Here is a 19,087-nt window from a genome sequence, read left to right as displayed (position 1 = left end):
CGGTAGAACTACCGGCGTCACGGACCACCCCGAACGTTGGAGGTCGATGGTCTTGAGCGTCGAAACGCGCTCGACCGCGGTCGTCATACCGCCGGTCAAGCCCCGCAAGCTGGCCAAAGTGCCGTTCGTCGAGCTGGCCGACGGGCGCCTGCAAGGCGTGGTGTCCAGCGGCTCCGACGTCGAGCGGGTCTACGTCTCCTCGATCGGCGCCGCCGGCCACGGGCTGAGCTGCAGCACCAACAACAACCGGCCCTGCGGCGGGCTGCGCGGCTCCTACCTGTGCAAGCACCTGCAGGCGCTGCTGGAGGAGGCCGAGCTGCAGTATGGCCGCGAGCGCGTCGCGCGCTATCTGCGCATCGAGGTCGACGAGGGCACCCCGCTGCTCGCCGGGCTGAAGCCGCACCACGAGCCGGCGCCCGCGGCCACCGTGTTCAGCGGCTTCCTGCGCCACCTGGCCTATCTGGAGCTGCCCGGCAGCGCCGAGCCGATCCCCGAGCTGCACTGGTTCCCGTCCGTCTCGCGCCCGGCGGAGGAGGGCTGATGCTCGCCACGCTCAACGCCGCGGATCCCGACCCGGGGATCGCCGACGCCCTCGCCCTGGCCGCCGCGGTCGACGACGGGCTCGTGCACGGCTTCGCCCGGGTCGACGAGGAGGATGCGGCCGCGCTCGGCGCGCTGACCGGCGCGTTCGCCGGCAGCCCGCTGCGCGAGGCGGTCGCCGAGGCGGCCGACAAGATCGCGGCCGGCTCGATCGCCGACGACCACCTGTTCGCCCTGGCCGCCGCCCGGATCGCGCTCTTCGGCGCGGTGCACGACGCGCTGCTCGCCCGCGCCGACGCGGCGCTGGGCCGCGACCGCGCCCCCTGGGCGGGCGAGCCCGGCCCGGCCGCCGGCGCCGGACACCTCGGCCACCTGCTGGCCGGGGCCCGGTCGTGGCTGCGCGAGCTGGCCATCACCGGCTGGCGCGGCGTCGACCACGAGCTGGTCGCCGCGGCGGGCCAGGTGATCGAGGCCACCCTCACCGAGCCCGAGCTGCGCCGCCTCGCGGTCCTGCTCGACGGCCTCGCCGCCGAGCTGCGGGCCGGCAGCCCGGTCGCCACCCTGGAGCACCTGCCGGTGCGCCGCTGGGCCGACCTGTGGAGCCGCGGCCTGCTGCTGGCCCACGACGGGGGCCGCGCCGGGCGGGCCGGTCAGGCCGAGCCGGTCACCGGGCGGCTGCTGATCCTCGGCGCCGACGTCCACGAGCACGCCACCGCCGTCCAGGTGCAGGTCCACGGCGTGCTGGAGGCGGCGGGCGGCCCGCCCCGGCTGGTCCGGGCGAGCGTCTCCGCGGCGAAGGTCGACACGATCGTCGGCCCGGCGATCTGGCGGCTGCTGGCCGGCCACCCGATGCTGCTGACCGCGCTGGCCGAGCACCGGGCGCTCGAGCTCACCGACGTGCCGCTGCTGCCCGGCGGCGACCTGCTGTGGCGCGACGCGCAGGCCCGGCCCGGCGAGCCGGCCGACCCGTTCACCACCGCCCGGGTGCACCTCGGCGCCGCGCTCGCCCCGGCGACGCCGCCGCTGGAGCGCCACCCGGCCCGCATCGCCGAGCCGGTGCTGGTCGAGGACCTCTCGGCGGTCACCCTCGACACCCGCCGGCTGCCCGCCGCCGGGCCGCTGACCGCGGAGCTGCTCGCCGCCGCGACCGCCTGCATCGGCCTGCTGCGCTGGGACGACGGCGCCTGGACGGTGCAGCCGCTCGCGGTGCTGGCCACGGTCAAGAAGAAGCCGGTCGCGGTGCACACCGGCGATTGGGCGCTCGGCCCCGCCGACCCCAAGCTGGCCAAGGCGGCCGGCGAGGCGGTCGACGTGCTGCGCGAGCGGGCCGGAAGGTTGCTGCGCAAATGACCGCCGAGGAGAACCGGCGCCAAGTGCTCTACTGGCGCATGCTGGGCCGGCTGTTCGACGCCGACGAGCAGCTCGCGCTGGAGTCCGCGAGCGTCGCGATCGTCGACGACATCGGCCTGCCGCCGGCGCTGCTCGACCCGGGCGTGTCCGTCGACAACCTGGTGCAGCGCCACCCCGAGCTGGCGGGCGAGTTCGAGGGCCTGCTCACCGGCAGCGCGGCCGGCGACGGGCAGGAGGTCCGCCGCGCCGCGCTGGTCTCGAAGCTGCTCATCAACGTGTTCAACACCGGCCACGGCAGCGTCAGCGCCACCCAGCTGGCCGGCTGGCAGGCCGACGCGGGCTGGTTCGAGCGGGCCCTCGGGATGGAGCCCGGCCAGCTGCGCGGCAGGCCGGGCGAGAGCGCCGGCGGCGGCCTCGGCGGCGTGCTCGCCGGCATCGAGGGCGACCTGGTGAAGCGGATGCACCTGCGGGAGGTGCTGGCCAACCCGGCGCTGGCCAAGCAGCTCACCCCGAGCATGTCGCTCATCGAGCAGCTGCTGCGCGACAAGAGCAACCTCTCCGGCGTCGCGCTGGCCAACGCCAAGGCGCTCATCCGGCGGTTCGTCGACGAGGTCGCCCAGGTGCTGCGCACGCAGGTCCAGCAGACCAGCGTGGGCGAGATCGACCGGTCGGTGCCACCCAAGCGGGTGTTCCGCAACCTCGACATCGAGCGCACCATCTGGAAGAACCTCACCAACTGGAGCCCCGAGGACGAGCGGCTCTATGTCGACCGGCTCTTCTACCGGCAGACCGCGAAGCGGACCACGCCCGCCAAGCTCATCGTCGTGGTCGACCAGTCCGGCTCGATGGTCAACTCGATGGTCAACTGCACCATCCTGGCCTCGATCTTCGCCGGGCTGCCCAAGGTCGACGTGCACCTCATCGCCTACGACACCCGGGCGCTCGACCTGACGCCGTGGGTGCACGACCCGTTCGAGGTGCTGCTGCGCACCAAGCTGGGCGGCGGCAACGACGGCCCGGTCGCCATGGCCATGGCCCAGCCGAAGATCACCGACCCGCGCAACACGGTCATGGTCTGGATCTCCGACTTCTACGAGTTCGACCGCTCCCAGCCGCTGTTCGACATGATCCAGTCCGTGCACCGCTCCGGCGTGAAGTTCATTCCCGTCGGCTCGGTCGGCAGCGGCGGTGAGCAGAGCGTCAACCCGTGGTTCCGCCAGCGCTTCAAGGACCTGGGCACCCCCGTGCTGTCCGGTCACGTCCGCAAGCTCGTGTCCGAGCTCAAGAGCTTCCTCGCCTAGGAGAGCCCCTCATGACTGACATGCTCCGCGCCCCCGCCGAGGTCAAGTATGCCGACGAGCTCGACTGGCTCGAGTCGATCGACGACGGCCCCAAGCCGTTCTCGTGGCGGCTCAGCCCGCGCATGGTCCGGCTGTTCGTCCTCGGCTCGGAGCGCGCCGACGGCCTCGAGCGCGAGATCCCGCAGAAGTGGTTCGGCGACCGCAGCTTCGTCGAGCGCAGCATCGTGACCCTCGCCTCCGACCGCGGCCTGCTGCTCATCGGCGACCCGGGCACCGGCAAGAGCTGGCTCGCCGAGCTGCTCGCCGCGGCGATCTCGCGCAACTCGACGCTCGTGGTGCAGGGCACGGCCGGCACGACCGAGGACCACATCAAGTACTCATGGAATGTCTCGATGGTCATCGCCAAGGGCCAGTCCCGGGCGTCGCTGATCCCGTCGCCGATCATGACCGCGATGGAGAAGGGCGTCATCGGCCGGTTCGAGGAGCTGACCCGCTCGACCAGCGACGTGCAGGACGCGCTGATCTCGATCCTGTCGGAGAAGTACGTCTCGATTCCCGAGCTCGACGACGACAACATCGTCTTCGCGCAGCCCGGCTTCTCGATCATCGCCACCGCCAACAGCCGCGACCGGGGCGTCAACGACCTGTCCTCGGCGCTCAAGCGGCGGTTCAACTTCGTGCGCATCCCGGTCGTCACCAACAAGAAGAGCGAGGCGGAGATCGTCCGGTTCCGCACCACCGAGCTGCTGCGCCGGCACCGCATCGAGCTCGACGTGCCGCCCAACCTGCTCGACATCCTGCTGCAGAGCTTCGCCGACCTGCGCGCCGCGGCCGCGTCGGCGACCAGCGACGACGACAAGCTCGAGTCGGCGCTGTCCACCGCCGAGCAGATCGGCGTGCTGGAGGACGCGATCCTGCACAGCACGTTCTTCGGCGACCGCACGCTGCGGGCGGAGACGCTCGCCGGCTCGCTGGTCGGGTCGCTGGCCCGGCGCAGCCCGGAGGATCTCGCCATCCTCAACAAGTACTGGCACGGTGTGGTCGAGCCGCGCAGCAAGGAGGACGGCGGGCACTGGCCGGCGTTCCTGGAGGGCGGCCGCCAGGCGATCGCCACACTCTCATGACCGAGGTTTCCGAGGCGCTGACGCGCGCCCCGAGCCCGTTCGCCGGGCTCCGGTCCCAGTTGGTGGAGGCGGCCACCGCCTTCGCCGACGGGCCGGGCGCGATCCCCGAGATCCTGGCCGGGCTGGTCGACGACGTCGACCGGGCGCTGCGCGAGGAGCTGGAGATCTTCCCGGTCTGCCACCACTCGCCCGCGTCCGGGCTGGCGATGGTCCGCCGGCTGCGCGAGAAGCGACCCAAGGTCATCTACCTGGAGCTGTGCGAGGACCTCGGGCCGCTGCTCACCGAGCTGCGCAACTGCCGGCTCCCGGTCGCGCTGCAGGCCTTCGCGTCGCAGCTCGAGGGCTTCCCGTCCGAGTGGGGGCCGCTGAGCGTCGTCGCGCCGATCACCGAGGCGTCCGCGGAGTATCAGGCGATCGCCTACGCCCTCGACACGCCCGGCGTCGAGCTGGTGCTCGTCGACCGCTCCACCGACCACGTCTTCCAGTGGCAGCCGCGGGAGGAGGACACCCCGGCTCCGGAGGGCGAGGGCGAGCCCGGCGAGAAGCCGGAGGAGGCCGACCTGCACGGCGACGCGGTCGGCATCGAGATCGGCGACCTGCGGCCGCGCTTCGCCGAGCTGGAGCGGCACCTGCTGCACCACGGCAAGGTCCGGCACTGGTCGGAGTGGTGGGACCAGTATGTCGAGCAGCCGCTGTCCGCCGCCGACTACGACACCTACCGGCAGGTCATGGTGCTCATCGGCAGCCTCTTCCGGCGGCTGACCCCGGCCGGCTCCGGGCGGCTCGCGGTCGACGAGGACCGGGAGCGCTACATGTGGACCCGGATGCGCGAGCACCTGGCCCGCACCGGTGCCGACAAGGCCGACTGCCTCTACGTCTGCGGCGCCTTCCACGCCGCGAGCCGGGTCGCCGAGTTCGGCACCGGCGCCGGCGTGCCCGACTTCGACATCAGCCCGCGCACGGCGACGAAGTGGCTCTACGGGCTCATCCCCTCCAGCCACTCGGCGATCGAGGCCCAGTTCGGCCTCGCCGGGGGCTCGGTCTCGATCGCCGCCGCGACCTGGCAGAAGGCGGTCACCCGGGCCCGGCTCACCCCGTTCGCGCTGGAGGGCCAGCAGGGCGGCCGCAAGCGCAAGGCGGCCGCCGCCGCGGCGGCCGGCGGGTCCGCGCCGCCCGTGGCCGACCGGCTCTCCGGCTTCCTGGCCGCCCCGCCGGTGCTCGACGGCCTCGACGAGGAGGAGCTGCTCGGCTGGTGCGTCGACATCGTGCGGCTGGCCCGGCGCAACGGCTATCTGGCCAGCACCGCCGATGCCATCGCCGTGTTCGAGACGTCGATCCTGCTGGCGGGCATGCGCAACCGGGCCCGGCCGACGCCGTGGGACTTCCAGGACGCCGCCGTCACCTGCATCGAGAAGGACGCCGTGCCCGGCCGGCGCGACGTGCGCCGCCTCTGCGAGATCCTGCTCGGCGGCGACCGGGTCGGCCAGGTCGGTTACGCGGCCCTGCCGCCGCTGGCCCGCGACGTCTACGACCGGCTCGCACCGATCGGCCTCGACCTCACCAAGACCACCGTCCAGCGGGCCCTGCTCGACCTGGCCGGGCGGCCCGAGCTCGGGGCGGCCTCGCACCTGCTGTGGATGCTGCGGTATCTGCTGCCCGAAGGGGCGGTGCGTCCGATCATGGGCTCCCGGCGGCTCGGGGAGAAGTCCATCCAGGAGAGCTGGGACCTCGCGATCGGGCGGCACCAGCGATACATCATCGAGCTCGGCTACGAGGGCGTCACCGTCGAGCAGGTGGTCGAGCAGCGCCTGCGCCGCTCGGTCTGGGCGCCGGACGCCACCGCCGCGGTCGCCCTGCGCGCCGTCGAGGACTCGATCCTGTTCCTCGGCAGCCGCCGCTTCACCGACGAGCTCGGCGCCCGCGCCGTGGACCTGCTCGCCGCCGAGCGCACCGTCGACGACGCCCCGGAGGTGCTGCGCCGCATCCGGCGGCTGCTGGCCCACTACCGCTCCACCGAGCCGGCCCTGCCGGCCTGGTGCGAGTCGTTCGTGACCGCGGGCTACGCCCACTACTGCACCCTGCTGCCCACCGCCTTCGTCGACGACGAGACCGGCGTGCGGCAGGTCGCCGCCATGCTGGGCTTCCTCTTCACGATGGAGGGCCTGGCCCTGTCGCTGGGCTGCGACCGGGCCCAGCTCGAGCTGGCGGTGCGCCAGTCCCACCCGGAGTCACCGGCCAAGACCGCCCTGCTGTGGTCGGCCCACCACCAGCTGGGCCTGCTGCCCCTGGCCGACCTGCGCGCCCGGACCGCGCAGCTGCTGGACAACCCGCTCGTCGTGCCGTCGTTCCCGCAGTATCTGAGCGGCTTCGTCCAGGCCCTGGAGCCGGTCCCGAAGCTGGCCCCGTTCGTCGTCGAGGCGATGTCGAGCGCCTTCGCCAAGCTCCCCGACCCGGTCCTGCTCCCGTGGCTGCCCACCCTCATCACCACGCTGCGCGACCAGGCGGCCGAGCTGGTCCCGGTCCTGATCCGCGAGGCCGGCCGCACCTTCCCGGCCACCCTGCCCGCCGTCGACGCCTTCGTCCCACCCTGGCACTCCACCCCCCGCCCGCCCACGCCCCGGCCAACCGGCACCGCCCCCGCGTCCGGCCCGGCCCCGGCCCCGGCCGCAGCCTTCCTAGCCACCCACCCGGAGACCACCGACGCCCTGGCCGACCTGCTCGGCCTGCCGCCGGCTTGGCGCCCAGCATCACCGTCCGACCCGCCACCACCTTCCTCCGACCCGCTGGCGCTACTCACCACACACCCAGCGACGGCCGATGCACTGGCCCTGCTCCTCGCCACCCCGTCTTAGCCCGCCCCGTCCTGCCCCGCCCCGTCTTGCCCGCACCGGCTTGGGCCGTTCTGGCTTGCCCGCCCCGGCTTGCCCGCCCCGGCTTGGGCCGCCCCGGCGCGGCAACGCCGGGCCGGAACGGCGCGCGCAGGCCCCGGCCGCCCGCGGGGTCCTGGCCCGCGCCGTTCTGGCGCGGCAACGCCGGGCCTTCGGTCGCTCGGACCGGGGCCTGGCACCGCGCCGATCACCGGCAGACCGCCAGCACTCGGGGCCGAGATGCTTCGGTCGAGTCGGGCTGGCAGAATGCACGTCCAGAATGCATGGCTCATACCCGGGCCGCTGGCGTTCCTCGCCGCGTATTTAGCGACGGCCGAGGCGCACGCCCTGATCTTCGCCCGCCGGTCCAGGCCGTTCCGGCGCGGCGACGCCGGGCCTTCGATCGCTTGGACCGAGGGCCCGGCACCCTCCAACTGCGGCTCCACCGCGGAGCGCAGCGCAGCGACCATAAGTCTCCGCGATCATGCGTACCGGCCGCCGACACCAACGGTTTTTCATGATCACGGAGTGAACATGTACACCCGCGTACCAGAAGTCTCCGGGATCATGGCAAACCCGTGGTGCGGCCATGGCGGGCAGCATGATCACGGAGACATACGTCCGGCCGGCCACACCGATCGCAGGTTCGCCCGGCGCGGCGAGACATCCGCAACCTCCGCCCCTGCCGCGTGCCCCGGCGGCCGCAAGGGACGCCCAGCGGCGGTGGCCGCGGAGCAACCAACACGATCCGGGGCGGGCCACCTCATCCACCACGCCGGCGGGCGTGACCGGCGATGCAGGTGCGCTGCAGCGCCCGGGGCGGGCCCTGAAGCGGTGGGATAGGTGGTGAGCCGGCTGGTGGGCGCTGCCGCGATACAAGCGCGGCAGCGCCCCGGGGTGAGGACTACAGCGTCTGGAGCAGTTCGCGGGCCGTGGTGGTCGGGCGACCGACAAGCCGGCTCAGGTCGCCGGTCACGACGTCGAGCGCGCCCTGGGCGATGGCGGCGTCCGAGTGGGCTAGGGCCTGGGCGAAGGGGCCGGGCACTCCGAAGCTCTCCAGGGTCTTCGCGTACTCCTCGACGGGCAGGTCGCGGTACACGACCGGCTTGCCGAAGCGCTCCGAGACGGCCGCGGCGAGTTCGGTCAAGGTGAACGCCTCGTCGCCGCCCAGCTCGTAGATCTTGCCCTCGTGGCCATCGGTGCTGGCGACTACGGCGGTGGCCGCGGCGAAGTCCGCGCGGGTCGCGGCGGCGACGCGGCCGTTGCCGGCCGAGCCGAGCAGGGCGCCGTGCTCCAGGGCACCGGCCAGGTTCTCGGTGTAGTTCTCCAGGTACCAGTTGTTGCGCAGGAACGTGTACGGCAGGCCGGAAGCGACGATGTAGTCCTCGGTGGCCTTGTGCTCCGGCGCCAGTGGGCCCGGGTTGGTGTCGGCGTGCGTGATGCTCGTGTAGACGATCCGGCCGACCTTGGCCGCGACGGCCGCGTCGACGATCGCGCGGTGCTGGGCGATGCGCTTGCCCACCTCGCTGCCGGAGATGAACACCAGCGTGTCGGTGCCCTCGAACGCGGGCGCGAGGCTCTCGGGCTGGTCGTAGTCGCCGAAGCGCGCCGTGCCCTCGATCGCCTCGGGCCGGCGTGCGACGGCGATGACGTCGTGGCCCTTCAGCTCGCTCAGGATCAGTTTGCCCAGGTGACCGGTTGCGCCGGTGACGGTGATTGCCATTACCTGATCGTAGGCACTAACTTCTAGAAAGTACAACCTCCTGGGTTATCGTAGTTGCATGGCCCCGGACGAGCTGGTGTTCGACGTGTTCGCGAAGAACTGCACGTCGCGACCGGTCATGGAAACCGTCGCCGGTCGATGGGGGCTGCTGACCCTGGCCGCGCTGCTGGAGGGCACCCACCGCTTCAACGAGCTGCGCCGGCGGGTCAGCGGCGTGAGCGAGAAGATGCTGTCCCAGACCCTGCACGCGCTCGAGCGCGACGGGCTGGTCGTGCGGGAGGTGCTCAGCGCGATCCCGCCCCGGGTGGAGTACAGCCTCACCGACGGCGGCCGCCGGATCGCGGTCAAGCTCACCGAGCTCATCGACCTTGTCGAGGCGGAGATGCCGCAGATCACCGTGGCGCAGGAGCGCTACGACACGGTGAAGGACGCGCTCGAGACCTCGTGACGGGGGCCAAACGGTTGCGAAGCCGCGGTTCGCTCAGGAGCCGGTGGCCGGTGCCGATGGCGAGGTGACCACCTCACAGCTGCCGGCGCGGCCTTGATGCGAACGCACGAAGTCTGCGCGGCACACCGGGCGGCCCCGTCCCCTTGCCTCCGGGGGCGGGGCCGCTGCGTATCCATCCACCGACACTGGGTGGTTTTTTCGCGTTCACCCCCAGACGGGGCAGCCGCACCCCGCCCCCGCCCGCTACCCTTTGGCGGACTTCGATCGGACCGCGATGTGGGGGTAGCCCGGTGCGAAGATTCCTGCCGTTGCTCGCCGTGCTGGGATTGCTCGCGGGCTGCACCGCGTCCGCCGCCTCGCAGCAGCCGCCGCCCTCCCTCGCCGACCGCGGCACCACGGTGACCACCGCCAAGCCGGCCCGCCAGGATCTGGCCAACAAGGTCAGCCTGAGCGGCAAGGTCACGCTGAATCCGACCTTCGGGCTGGTGGCCCCGATCGATGGCGAGGTGCGCTACCTCGACGTGAAGCCGCCGACGGGCACGCCGACCAAGCCGACGAAGGTGGCCAACATCTGGGCCGGCGGCAAGGCGACCGCGGTCGAGGTCCCCGCCGGCGCGGTCTTCGCGGGGCGGCTGGTCGACGACCGGTCGAAGGTGACGGCCGGCACGCCGATCGTCTCGGCCCGCCAGGTCGGCTACGGGATCGTGGCGGACATCGACGGCGCCCAGGCGTACCAGATCTCGGACACCCTGGAGTCGGTCACCGCGCAGATCAAGAGCGGGCCCGGGCCGTTCCCGTGCACGGTGCTCGGCACGCTCGCCGCACTGCCGGCGGGCACCATCCCGGAGCCGGTCGTCCCGGCCACCAACCCGAGCACCGCCGCGAGCGCACCGCCGCCGGTCAGCCAGGGCCGCCAGGCGCAGCAGCCGTCCGAGCCGACCGGGATGCGGCTGGTCTGCGTCGGCCCCGCCGACGCGAAGTTCATCAACGGCGCCGCCGCGACCGTCGAGGTGGTCACCGCCAAGGCCGCCGGCGTGCTGGTCCTGCCGGTCGAGGCGGTCGCCGGCTCGCAGGGCAAGGGTCAGGTCGAGGTGATCAAGGCGGACCAGACCCGGGAGATCCGCGAGGTGACGCTCGGCCTGACCGACGGCAAGGTCATCGAGATCAAGAGCGGGCTGACCGAAGGGGAGACCGTCGCGGTGCCCGGGCCCAACCTCCCGGCCGCGAAGGGCGGCCCCGGCGGCGGCCCGGGGGTGGGCAAATGACACCGATCATCGAGCTCGAGGGCATCACCAAGACGCTCAAGGGCCAGCGGCAGCCGCGCGCGATCCTGGCCGGCGTCGACCTGAGCGTCGCCGAGGGCGAGAGCGTGGCCATTCTGGGCCGGTCCGGGTCGGGCAAGAGCACGCTGCTGAGCCTCATCGGGCTGTTCGACCGGCCCGACTCCGGGACGTATTTCATGGGCGGCCGCGACCTGGCCCGCGTCTCCGAGCGGCGGGCCGCGGCGCTGCGCAGCGCCGAGTTCGGCTTCGTGTTCCAGCGCTTCTTCCTGCTCAAGCACCTCACCGCCGCGCAGAATGTGGCCATGGCGCTGGTCAACGGCCAGGGCTGGCTGCCGCGGCGCAGGCGGCGGGTCCGCACCCTGGAGGCGCTCGACCAGGTCGGCATCGCGCACCTGGCCAAGCACCGGCCGGCCAGGCTCTCCGGCGGCGAGCAGCAGCGGGTCGCGATCGCCCGGGCGCTCGTGCGCGGGCCGCGCATGTTGCTCGCCGACGAGCCCACCGGGGCGCTGGACACCGAGACCGGCAATCTCGTCATCGAGGTGATGCGGGCCGCCACCGACCGCGGCTGCGGCCTGATCCTGGTCACCCACGACCAGGCGCACGCCGCGAAGATGCGCCGGGTGCTGCGCCTGGAGGACGGCGTGCTGCGCCCGGTCGCGCTGGAGTTCGCATGATCCGGCTCTCCGGTCGGCTCCGCTCCGCGCTGATCATCGGCCTGCAGGGCATCCGCGCCCACAAGATGCGCACGTTCCTGTCGATGGTCTCGCTGTTCCTGGGGGTGCTCGCGGTCGTCACCGTCCAGGCCTCCGCCGAGACCGCCCGCACGCTGCGCCTGGCCGACATCGAGCTGCACAGCGCCAAGGACGGCACCCGGATGCTGTATGTGCCGCCGATCGCCGGCGCGGCGGACGTCACCACGACGACGATCAAGGACCAGCCCGGCGCCGCGGCCACCTACACCATGCGGGCCATCATCGGCGAGCCGAAGGTCCGGCCGATCAACCCCGGCGGGTCGCCGCTGGAGCACCCTGAGCGCTACAGCGGCGGCCAGAGCTACGTCATGCGCTGCGACGACTCCGGCGTCTGCCGCCCGGAGCCGATGGACCAGTCCGTCGACCCGCCCGGCGCCGCGATCGAGCTGCAGCTCACCGCGGTGGTCAACGACATCCGGCAGTTCCGCCCGTTCCGCCCGGTGTCCGGCTCCTGGCTCGACTTCACCGGCCAGCCGTCGTATTCGCCACGCATCGTGCTCAACAAGGCGGCCGCGGCCGGCTTCGCGCGCTACCGCATCCCCGCCGAGATGCGCATCGACGGCGCGATCGCCAACCCGACCCCGCGCATCATCGGCGTCATCGACGACGGCAACGGCGAGCAGCCGATGGCGTATGTTCGCGCCGACGAGATCGCCAACTGGATGCCCCCGCCCGAGCCGGCCGAAGCGCCCGTCCCGGCCGATGCGGGCAAGCCCGGCGTGATCGCCGCTCTCGAGGGTGGCAACGCCCCGGTGGTCATGGGCAGCGGGCCCGGCCTGCAGGTCATGTTCGCGCCGACCGCGGGCGAGACGGAAAGCCTGCTCAACCGCAAGCTGGTCGGCGCCGGCGTGCCGAGCCAGATGCTCCACGTGGAGGTCATCGAGGCGCGCAAGACCATCGAGGAGGAGCTGGCCATCATCAACTGGATCTTCCTCGGGCTGGCCGGCCTGGTCCTGCTCATCGGCGTGGCCGGCATCCTCAACGTCGGCCTGGCCACGGTCGGGGAGCGCGTCGAGGAGTTCGCGCTGCGCCGAGCGGTCGGCACCCCGCGCGTCCTGCTGGCCGGCATCGTCCTGTCCGAGACCCTGCTGACCGGCCTGCTCACCGCCGGCGCCGCGATCGCCGTGGCCGCCGCCGGCCTCAACGTCGCCGGCCGCATCCTGGGCGGCCGCGTGCCCGAACTGCACGACATGACCTTCCCCTGGCAGGCCGGCGCGGCCGGCGTGATCGCGGGCCTGATCGCCGGCCTCCTCGGCGGCCTCATCCCCGCCATCCGCGCCGCGCGAATCCCGATCGCGACGGTCATGCGGGCATAGAAAACAAAAGATCTGGACTCGGGCCCGCAGACCGTTGCTGCCGCCAGCGCCTGGGTCGGTTCTTGCGAAGCCCAATCGAGCCAAACTGGGCGAAACGGGATCACGTCCGCTGGTGCGGTGTATGGAGGCCAGCGCCTGATCGTGCTGGGGTTGATGCCCGGCGCGCGGCGCAGGCTGGGCGTCGGTGGCCATCGGCGGGGCACAAGCGGTCATCGGCGGGGCACAAGCGGCCACCGGCGGGGCACAAGCGGTCATCGGCGGGGCGCGAGCGGTCGTCGGCGCCGACCCCCGGTGCGGGTGCCGCGCCAGGCGGGCGCAACCTGCGATCCGCGCGGCCGGGCCGGACGTATGTCTCCGTGATCATGATGCGCGCGGTGACCGCACACCGGGTTTGCCATGATCCCGGAGACTTGTGGTACACGGGGGTACATCAGCGCTCCGTGATCATGAAAAACCGTTGGTGTCGACGCGGGCTGTGCATGATCACGGAGACTTCTGGTCCCTGCACCGCGCCGCGCGGGGTGCAGGGACCAGCGTCTGGGACGTGCCAGGTCCGCGGTGCCAAGAACAACAGGTCCGCGGTGCCAAGAACAAGAACAAATGCCAAGGAACAAAATGCCAAGACAAAAGCCAGGGACAAGCCCAGGAACACAGGGCGCCTACGGTGCCCAGGGGGCGTCGACGGACCAGGTGGTGTCCTCGGTGAACAAGGTTGGGTTGTCGTAGGCGCTCGGTCCGCCCGGGGTGGCCAGCCACAGTTCGGCGTTGTAGTGGCGCAGGTACTGGCCCGGGAAGTTCCAGGCGGTCAGCCGCACCCCGCCGGTACCCTGCTGGGCGCACCAGGTGGCGTCGGCCTTGAACAGTGCCGAGTTGTCGTTCGGGTCCTTGCGCACCCGGTACGACTGGTGCCGCAGGTACTGGCCGGCGTAGTTGCGCGACTCGAACGAGTAGCAGGAGGCGTCCGCCAGGCCGGGCACGACCCGCCAGGTGGCGTCCTGCTTGAGCAGTGTGCTGCTGTTGGCGTCGACGATCTCGGTGTACCCCAGGCTGTCCTGATGCCGGACATAGCGGTTGGCGCAGCAGGCCGTGGTCGCGCGCAGCGACTTGTAGACGCCGGTCTGCAGCGTCGCCGGGGCGACCGGGCTGCCCGAGGCGGCGATGAGCGCCTGGTTGCTGGCGCGCAGCCGGGCGGCGTCGACCTTGACCACCTGCCGGTCGTAGGTCAGCAGGCCGTTGCTCTCGTTCTCCACGTCGGTGATCTCGGTGTAGACCGACGCGGACAGGCCCTGCGGCAGACCGCCGACGCGCAGCTGCTCGTAGAGGCCGTTGAGCCGGTCGTTGAGCCGGGCCGTGCTCGCCTGGTCCTCGTAGCTGAATCCGTTGCCCGGTGACCACTCGTGGCCGGACACCCGCCAGCCCAGGCCGCCGAACTCGCCGAGGACGCCGGCGCGGGTGCCGGCCGGGCGGGTCGCGCCCGGGCCGACGTAGATGTGGTTGTCGATCACGTCGCCGTTGCCGCCGTCGACCGAGCCGCAGCAGTTGACGCCGCTCATGTTGTCGACCAGGCGCGACGGGTCGTAGGCCTTCACGTCGTTGGCGATGCGGGCCTGGTCGTACTGCCCCCAGCCCTCGTTCTCGTCGACCCACATGACCAGGGCGGGCGAGCTGCGGTGCTGGTCGATGATCCGGTGGTACTCCGCCTCCCACTGCGTGCGGGCGGCGGCGTCCGGGGTCTTGCCGGTCGGCATCGCCGGCATGTCCTGCCACACCAGCAGGCCGAGCTGGTCGGCGGCGTAGAACCAGCGCTGCGGCTCCACCTTGATGTGCTTGCGCACCATGTTGAAGCCCAGGTTCTTGTGCGCCTGCAGGTCCGAGCGCAGCGCGGCGTCGGTCGGCGCGGTGTAGATGCCGTCCGGCCAGTACCCCTGATCGAGCGTGCCGGACTGGAAGACGAACTGCCCGTTGAGCAGGATGCGCAGCTTGCCGTTGACCGAGCCGACGGCGATGGAGCGCATGCCGGCGTAGGAGCCGACCGCGTCCACCACGGTCGAACCGGAGCGCAGCTCGACCCGCACGTCGTAGAGGAACGGGTCGTCCGGTGTCCAGCGGTGCGCGCTGGGCACCGGCACGGCGAACGCGGTGCCGGGGCTGCCGCTCGCGGTGCCGACGACCGTGCCGCCGGTGGAGACCGTGGCGGTGACCGTCTGGCCGGACAGGCCGGTGCCCTGGGCGGTCACCGAGAGCGTGTTGTTGCCGAGGTTCGGCACCAGGTCGACCCGGGTGATGCGGGCCGTCGGCGTCGGCTCCAGCCAGACCGTCTGCCAGATGCCGGAGGCGCCGGTGTAGAAGATGCCGCCGCCGGCGTGCGGCAGCACGTCGTTGCGGCGCTGCTTGCCCACCGCCTGGCTGCCCGCGTCGGTGGGGTCGTAGACGCCGACCACGATCGTGTTGGTGCCGGCGACGAGCAGTGGGGTGATGTCGTACGAGAAGGCGTCGTACCCACCGCTGTGCACGGTGCCCGCCTGGGTGCCGTTGACCCAGACCGTGCTCTGCCAGTCGACCGCGCCGAAGTTCAGCTGCACCCGCCGGCCGCTCCACCCCGCGGGGACGGTGAAGCTCCGGCGGTACCACATCCGGTCATTCTCGGTGATCTTGCGCTGGATGCCGGAGAGCGCGGACTCCACCGGGAACGGCACCCGGATCTGCTCGCCGAACGTCGCGGGCGGCGTGGTCTGGCCGCTGCCGGTGACGGCGAAGTCCCAGATCCCGTTCAGGCTCTGCCAGTCGGGCCGGGTCAGCTGCGGGCGTGGGTACTCGGGCAACGGGTCGGTCGTGGACACCGAGTTGGTCCACGGGGTCGTCATCGGCGGGGTCTTCGGGGTCCAGGCCGCGGCCGGCTGGGCGGCGGCGGCCAATAGGCCGGTGGTGGCGAGCAGCGGGGCGAGCGCCAGCGCGACGCATCTTGCGAGCTTCATGCTGAGGGACTCCTCGGGGCGGGCCGGCGGCCACGGTGGCGGACCGTGGCCGGTCCGCGGGGGTCCCCACAAAGACCCCCACGGACCAACACATCGACTCACATTTCAACGAAGAGTGTCAACATCTCAGGCGCCGATGAGATCGAACTTCTCCCACGGGCCGATCGACGCCCGGTTGGCGATCAGCGGCTGGGTGCCGCTGTTCTCCGCGGTGACGTACTTCCCGTTCGCCTGCGCCAGCAGGCTCTCGGTGCCGTCGGCGTTGCGGATCAGGGTAAAGGTCTCCCACCCGCCGACCGCCGGCCGGTTGGCGATGAGCGGATTCGCGCCGATGTTGTCGGCGCAGACGAACTGGCCGTTCGACCGCGCCCGCAGCGCCACCTTGCCGCCGCCCAGGTCCACCAGGTCGAACTGCTGCGCGGTGCCGATCGTCGCCGAGTTGGCGATCAGCGCCGTGGTGGCGTTGGGCGCGGACACGTATTGGTTGTTCGCCAGCGACCGCAGGCTCACCACCGGCGTCGCCGGCGTGCTCGCGGTGAAGGTGAACGCGTCGAGGTCGAACAGGTTTCCGGCGCCGCCCTTGAACACGAGGTACAGCGTGGTGGCGGTGCTTGGCGCGCCGGAGATGTTCCCGCTGACGGTGGCGAACGTGTCCCAGCTGCCGGTCGGGGACACCGCCGCGGTGCCGAGCAGGGTGCCGGTCGGCGAGCCGGCCCGCACCTCGATCGTGCCGCCCGGCCCGCCCGAGGAGACCCGGGCGCTGAACTGGGTGGCGTTGTTCAGCAGGTACGGCGAGAACGAGACCCAGTCCCCGTTGTCGATGAAGCCGACCGTCGCGCCGCCCTCGGCCGTGCCGTGGGTGGCCGGCTGCACGCCGCCGGACTGGGCGCCGAAGTGCTCGCCCTGCCGGTGCTTGGGCTGCAGGGTCGAGACGCCGTGGCCGGTCAGCCCGCCGTTGTCGGTGTAGGCGGCGTCGAAGATGCCGAAGATGTTCGCCGCGGCGTCGTGCTCGCCGTCGACCGGGATCGTGAGCGTGCCGCTGCAGCCGGTCTTCGACGTGATCTGGTGCGAGTGACTGTCGTGGCCGAGGAAGTACGTCACGGTGACCTTCGTGCAGTCGATCGCGCCGTCCTCCGGGTCGGTGACCGTCACCTGGTAGGGCACCGTGTCGCCGAAGCTGAACAGCTGGCCGTCGGCCGGCAGCAGCAGCCGGACCGTCGGCGCCGCGTTGCCCACCGTGATGACGGTGCTCGCCGTGCCGGTCGCGCCCTGCGGGTCGCGGACCGTCAGCGTCGGCGTCTTCGTGCCGTTCGTCGTGTACGTGAACGACGGGTTGGCGGCCGTCGAGTCGGTCGTACCGTTGCCATCAAAGTCCCAGGCATAGCTCAGCGCACCGCCCTCGGGGTCGTTGCTGCCCGCCGATGAGAAGCTCACCGTCAGCGGGTTCGGCCCCGAGGTCTTGTCCACGGTGATCTTCGCGATCGGGGCGCGGTTGCCGCCGCCGACGTACTCGATGCGGTACAGCGCCTGGTTGTTCGACCCGGTGCCGTAGTCGAGCACGTAGAGCGCCCCGTCCGGGCCGAAGGCCAGGTCCATGACCTGCGTGCCGGCCCACGGGAACGATGAGATCTCGCCCGGTGAGCCGTCCGCGTTGATCTTTACCGGCTTGATCCACTTGCGGCCGTACTCGCCGGCGAAGAAGTTGCCGTCGAGCGCCTGCGGGAACTTCACCGCCGAGTTGAGGGAGGCGTTGAAGCGGTACACCGGGCCGCCCATCGGCGACTCCGAGCCGGTGCCGAACTCCGGCGGGGTGCCCGCGTCGCCGCCGTAGCGGATCCAGCTGGGCCTGGCCGCGGGCAGGGTGGTCACGCCCGTGTTGCGGAAGGAGTTGTTCGCCGGGCCGCCCGCGCAGTTGAACTTCGGGCCGGTGACGTTGGCCGCGAAGTCCCACTCGTTGTAGGTCTCCGCGGTGGTGTTCGTGCCGGTGCAATAGGGCCAGCCGAAGAAGCCGGGCCCGGTGACGCGGTCGAACTCGACCTGGCCGTTGGGGCCACGGTTGGGATCCGTGGTACCGGCGTCGGGGCCGTAGTCGCCGAGGTAGACGACCCCGGTCGGCTTGTCGACGCTCATCCGGAACGGGTTGCGGAAGCCCATCGCGTAGATCTCCGGGCGGGTCTTCGCGGTGCCCGGCGCGAACATGTTGCCGGCCGGGATCGAGTAGCTGCCGTCCGTGTTCGGGTGGATTCGCAGCAGCTTGCCGCGCAGGTCGTTGCTGTTGGCGGCGGAGCGCTGCGCGTCGTACTGCGGGTTGCGGTTGGTCCGCTCGTCGATCGGCGCGTAGGAGTTCGACTCGAACGGGTTGGTGTCGTCGCCGGTGGTGAGGTAGAGGTTGCCCTGCGCGTCGAAGTCGATGTCCCCGCCGACGTGGCAGCACAGGCCCCGGTCGTTGTCGACGGTGAGCACGACCTTCTCGCTGGCCAGGTCGAGCGTGTTGTCGGCTCGCAGGGTGAACCGGGAGAGGTTGAGGTGGCCCTTCCACGCATTGAAGTCCGCGGCGGTACCGGTGGCCGGCGCGTCGCCCGCGGGCGTGGACAGCGTGGGGGAGTAGTACAGCCACACCCACCGGTTGGTGGCGAACCCGGGGTCGGCGGCGACGCCCTGCAAGCCCTCCTCGTCGTGGGTGTACACGGAAAGCTTGGCGGCCACCTTGGTGTTGCCCGCGGCGTCGGTGACGCGGACTGTGCCGTCACGGGCGGTGTGGACCACCGACCGGTCCGGCAGCACCGCCAGGGACATCGGCTCGCCCAGCTCGGCGCTGCCCAGCGCCAGCTGGACGTGCTGATAGTCGGTGGGCGAGATGGGGATCGCGGCGGCGGCCGGGGCGTGTGCCACGACGGCCGCGACGGAGCCGCCGGTGGCGAGCGAGGCTGCGGTGAGCAGCCGCCGCCAGCGGCGCGGGGATGGTGCCATGAGCGGGTGTCCTTCCTGAGCTGTGGGGTTCAGCCAGGCAAGACGCGCGCCGACGCGCTTGCGATGAGCAGCCGCTGGGACGTGGGGCGCCGACCCTCCGTCGCGCGGTAACTGACGCCGGGGTGGATGGCGGCCACCCGCGTTAGTTATGCGTGCTAACTAACCATCGACACCGGCGGATGCGCAAGAAAAGAACCTCGCGGGTTTTCGTTATGCAACCGTGACGTACGTCAAGATTGGCTACCTGTGGTAGCAGTCACATCTGGTTTTTGCGCGGATTCGCCCGGTTTGATGGGCGGACGGCCCTCGGAAACACTCCGGTAACCGATTACGCAGCGTATGAAATTGACCGATGTCGGGTTACCCGCCGGTAACGACCGGCCTTGTCCGCGCGCGAGGGACCCGGCAACATCGTCCGCACGCCTCGGCCCGGCCATT

At 71.8% G+C, this 19,087-nt stretch carries 12 protein-coding genes; 9 read left to right on the top strand and 3 right to left on the bottom strand.

Features of this window, described 5'->3' with window-relative positions; translation table 11 throughout:
* Positions 1–46: 46 nt before the first annotated feature.
* From ACQPXD_RS53180 to ACQPXD_RS53160, 5 genes are read left to right on the top strand one after another with little or no spacing between them, the layout of a single operon-like run.
* A complete protein-coding gene (locus tag ACQPXD_RS53180; RefSeq protein ID WP_432832348.1) occupies positions 47–541 on the top strand; it encodes a hypothetical protein in 495 nt (164 codons plus the stop codon).
* Positions 541–1,890, top strand: a complete 1,350-nt coding sequence (locus ACQPXD_RS53175; protein WP_432832346.1) for a hypothetical protein — start codon at positions 541–543, stop codon at positions 1,888–1,890. The genes ACQPXD_RS53180 and ACQPXD_RS53175 overlap by 1 nt, the downstream gene beginning before the upstream one ends.
* Positions 1,887–3,191, top strand: coding sequence for a vWA domain-containing protein (locus ACQPXD_RS53170; protein WP_432832344.1), 1,305 nt, complete (start codon positions 1,887–1,889; stop codon positions 3,189–3,191). Before ACQPXD_RS53175 ends, ACQPXD_RS53170 begins: the two co-directional genes overlap by 4 nt.
* An 11-nt stretch (positions 3,192–3,202) precedes the next feature.
* Complete coding sequence (locus tag ACQPXD_RS53165; protein WP_432832342.1) at positions 3,203–4,315, top strand: ATP-binding protein; 1,113 nt, start codon at positions 3,203–3,205, stop codon at positions 4,313–4,315.
* Positions 4,312–7,167 carry a DUF5682 family protein gene (locus ACQPXD_RS53160; RefSeq protein WP_432832340.1) on the top strand — a complete coding sequence of 952 codons (2,856 nt, stop codon included), beginning with the start codon at positions 4,312–4,314 and terminating at the stop codon, positions 7,165–7,167. The genes ACQPXD_RS53165 and ACQPXD_RS53160 overlap by 4 nt, the downstream gene beginning before the upstream one ends.
* Before the next feature lie 919 nt (positions 7,168–8,086).
* Here the strand turns inward: ACQPXD_RS53160 and ACQPXD_RS53155 are convergent.
* Entirely contained in the window at positions 8,087–8,905 is an 819-nt protein-coding gene (locus tag ACQPXD_RS53155) for an SDR family oxidoreductase (RefSeq protein WP_432832338.1), read from the bottom strand.
* 58 nt (positions 8,906–8,963) lie between these two features.
* Between ACQPXD_RS53155 and ACQPXD_RS53150 the strand changes: the two genes are divergently transcribed.
* From ACQPXD_RS53150 to ACQPXD_RS53135, 4 genes are all read left to right on the top strand, one after another.
* Positions 8,964–9,353 carry a winged helix-turn-helix transcriptional regulator gene (locus ACQPXD_RS53150; protein WP_432832336.1) on the top strand — a complete coding sequence of 130 codons (390 nt, stop codon included), beginning with the start codon at positions 8,964–8,966 and terminating at the stop codon, positions 9,351–9,353.
* 290 nt (positions 9,354–9,643) lie between these two features.
* On the top strand, positions 9,644–10,618 hold the full coding sequence (locus ACQPXD_RS53145) for an efflux RND transporter periplasmic adaptor subunit (RefSeq protein WP_432832334.1): 975 nt from the start codon (positions 9,644–9,646) through the stop codon (positions 10,616–10,618).
* Positions 10,615–11,310 carry an ABC transporter ATP-binding protein gene (locus ACQPXD_RS53140; RefSeq protein WP_432832332.1) on the top strand — a complete coding sequence of 232 codons (696 nt, stop codon included), beginning with the start codon at positions 10,615–10,617 and terminating at the stop codon, positions 11,308–11,310. The genes ACQPXD_RS53145 and ACQPXD_RS53140 overlap by 4 nt, the downstream gene beginning before the upstream one ends.
* Entirely contained in the window at positions 11,307–12,704 is a 1,398-nt protein-coding gene (locus ACQPXD_RS53135; RefSeq protein WP_432832330.1) for an ABC transporter permease, read from the top strand. Before ACQPXD_RS53140 ends, ACQPXD_RS53135 begins: the two co-directional genes overlap by 4 nt.
* Positions 12,705–13,363: 659 nt before the next feature.
* Here the strand turns inward: ACQPXD_RS53135 and ACQPXD_RS53130 are convergent.
* Together ACQPXD_RS53130 and ACQPXD_RS53125 are read right to left on the bottom strand one after the other, a co-directional pair.
* Entirely contained in the window at positions 13,364–15,679 is a 2,316-nt protein-coding gene (locus ACQPXD_RS53130; RefSeq protein ID WP_432832328.1) for an AbfB domain-containing protein, read from the bottom strand.
* A 126-nt stretch (positions 15,680–15,805) separates the two neighbouring features.
* Positions 15,806–18,649: a PQQ-dependent sugar dehydrogenase gene (locus ACQPXD_RS53125; RefSeq protein WP_432832326.1), complete on the bottom strand. Its 2,844-nt coding sequence runs from the start codon at positions 18,647–18,649 to the stop codon at positions 15,806–15,808.
* Positions 18,650–19,087: the final 438 nt, after the last annotated feature.

The sequence above is a fragment of the Dactylosporangium sp. CA-092794 genome, from assembly GCF_050948465.1.
Lineage (GTDB): Bacteria > Actinomycetota > Actinomycetes > Mycobacteriales > Micromonosporaceae > Dactylosporangium.
The sequence above is the reverse complement of the archived record's forward strand: the minus strand, read 5'-3'. Positions and strand labels throughout refer to the sequence as shown.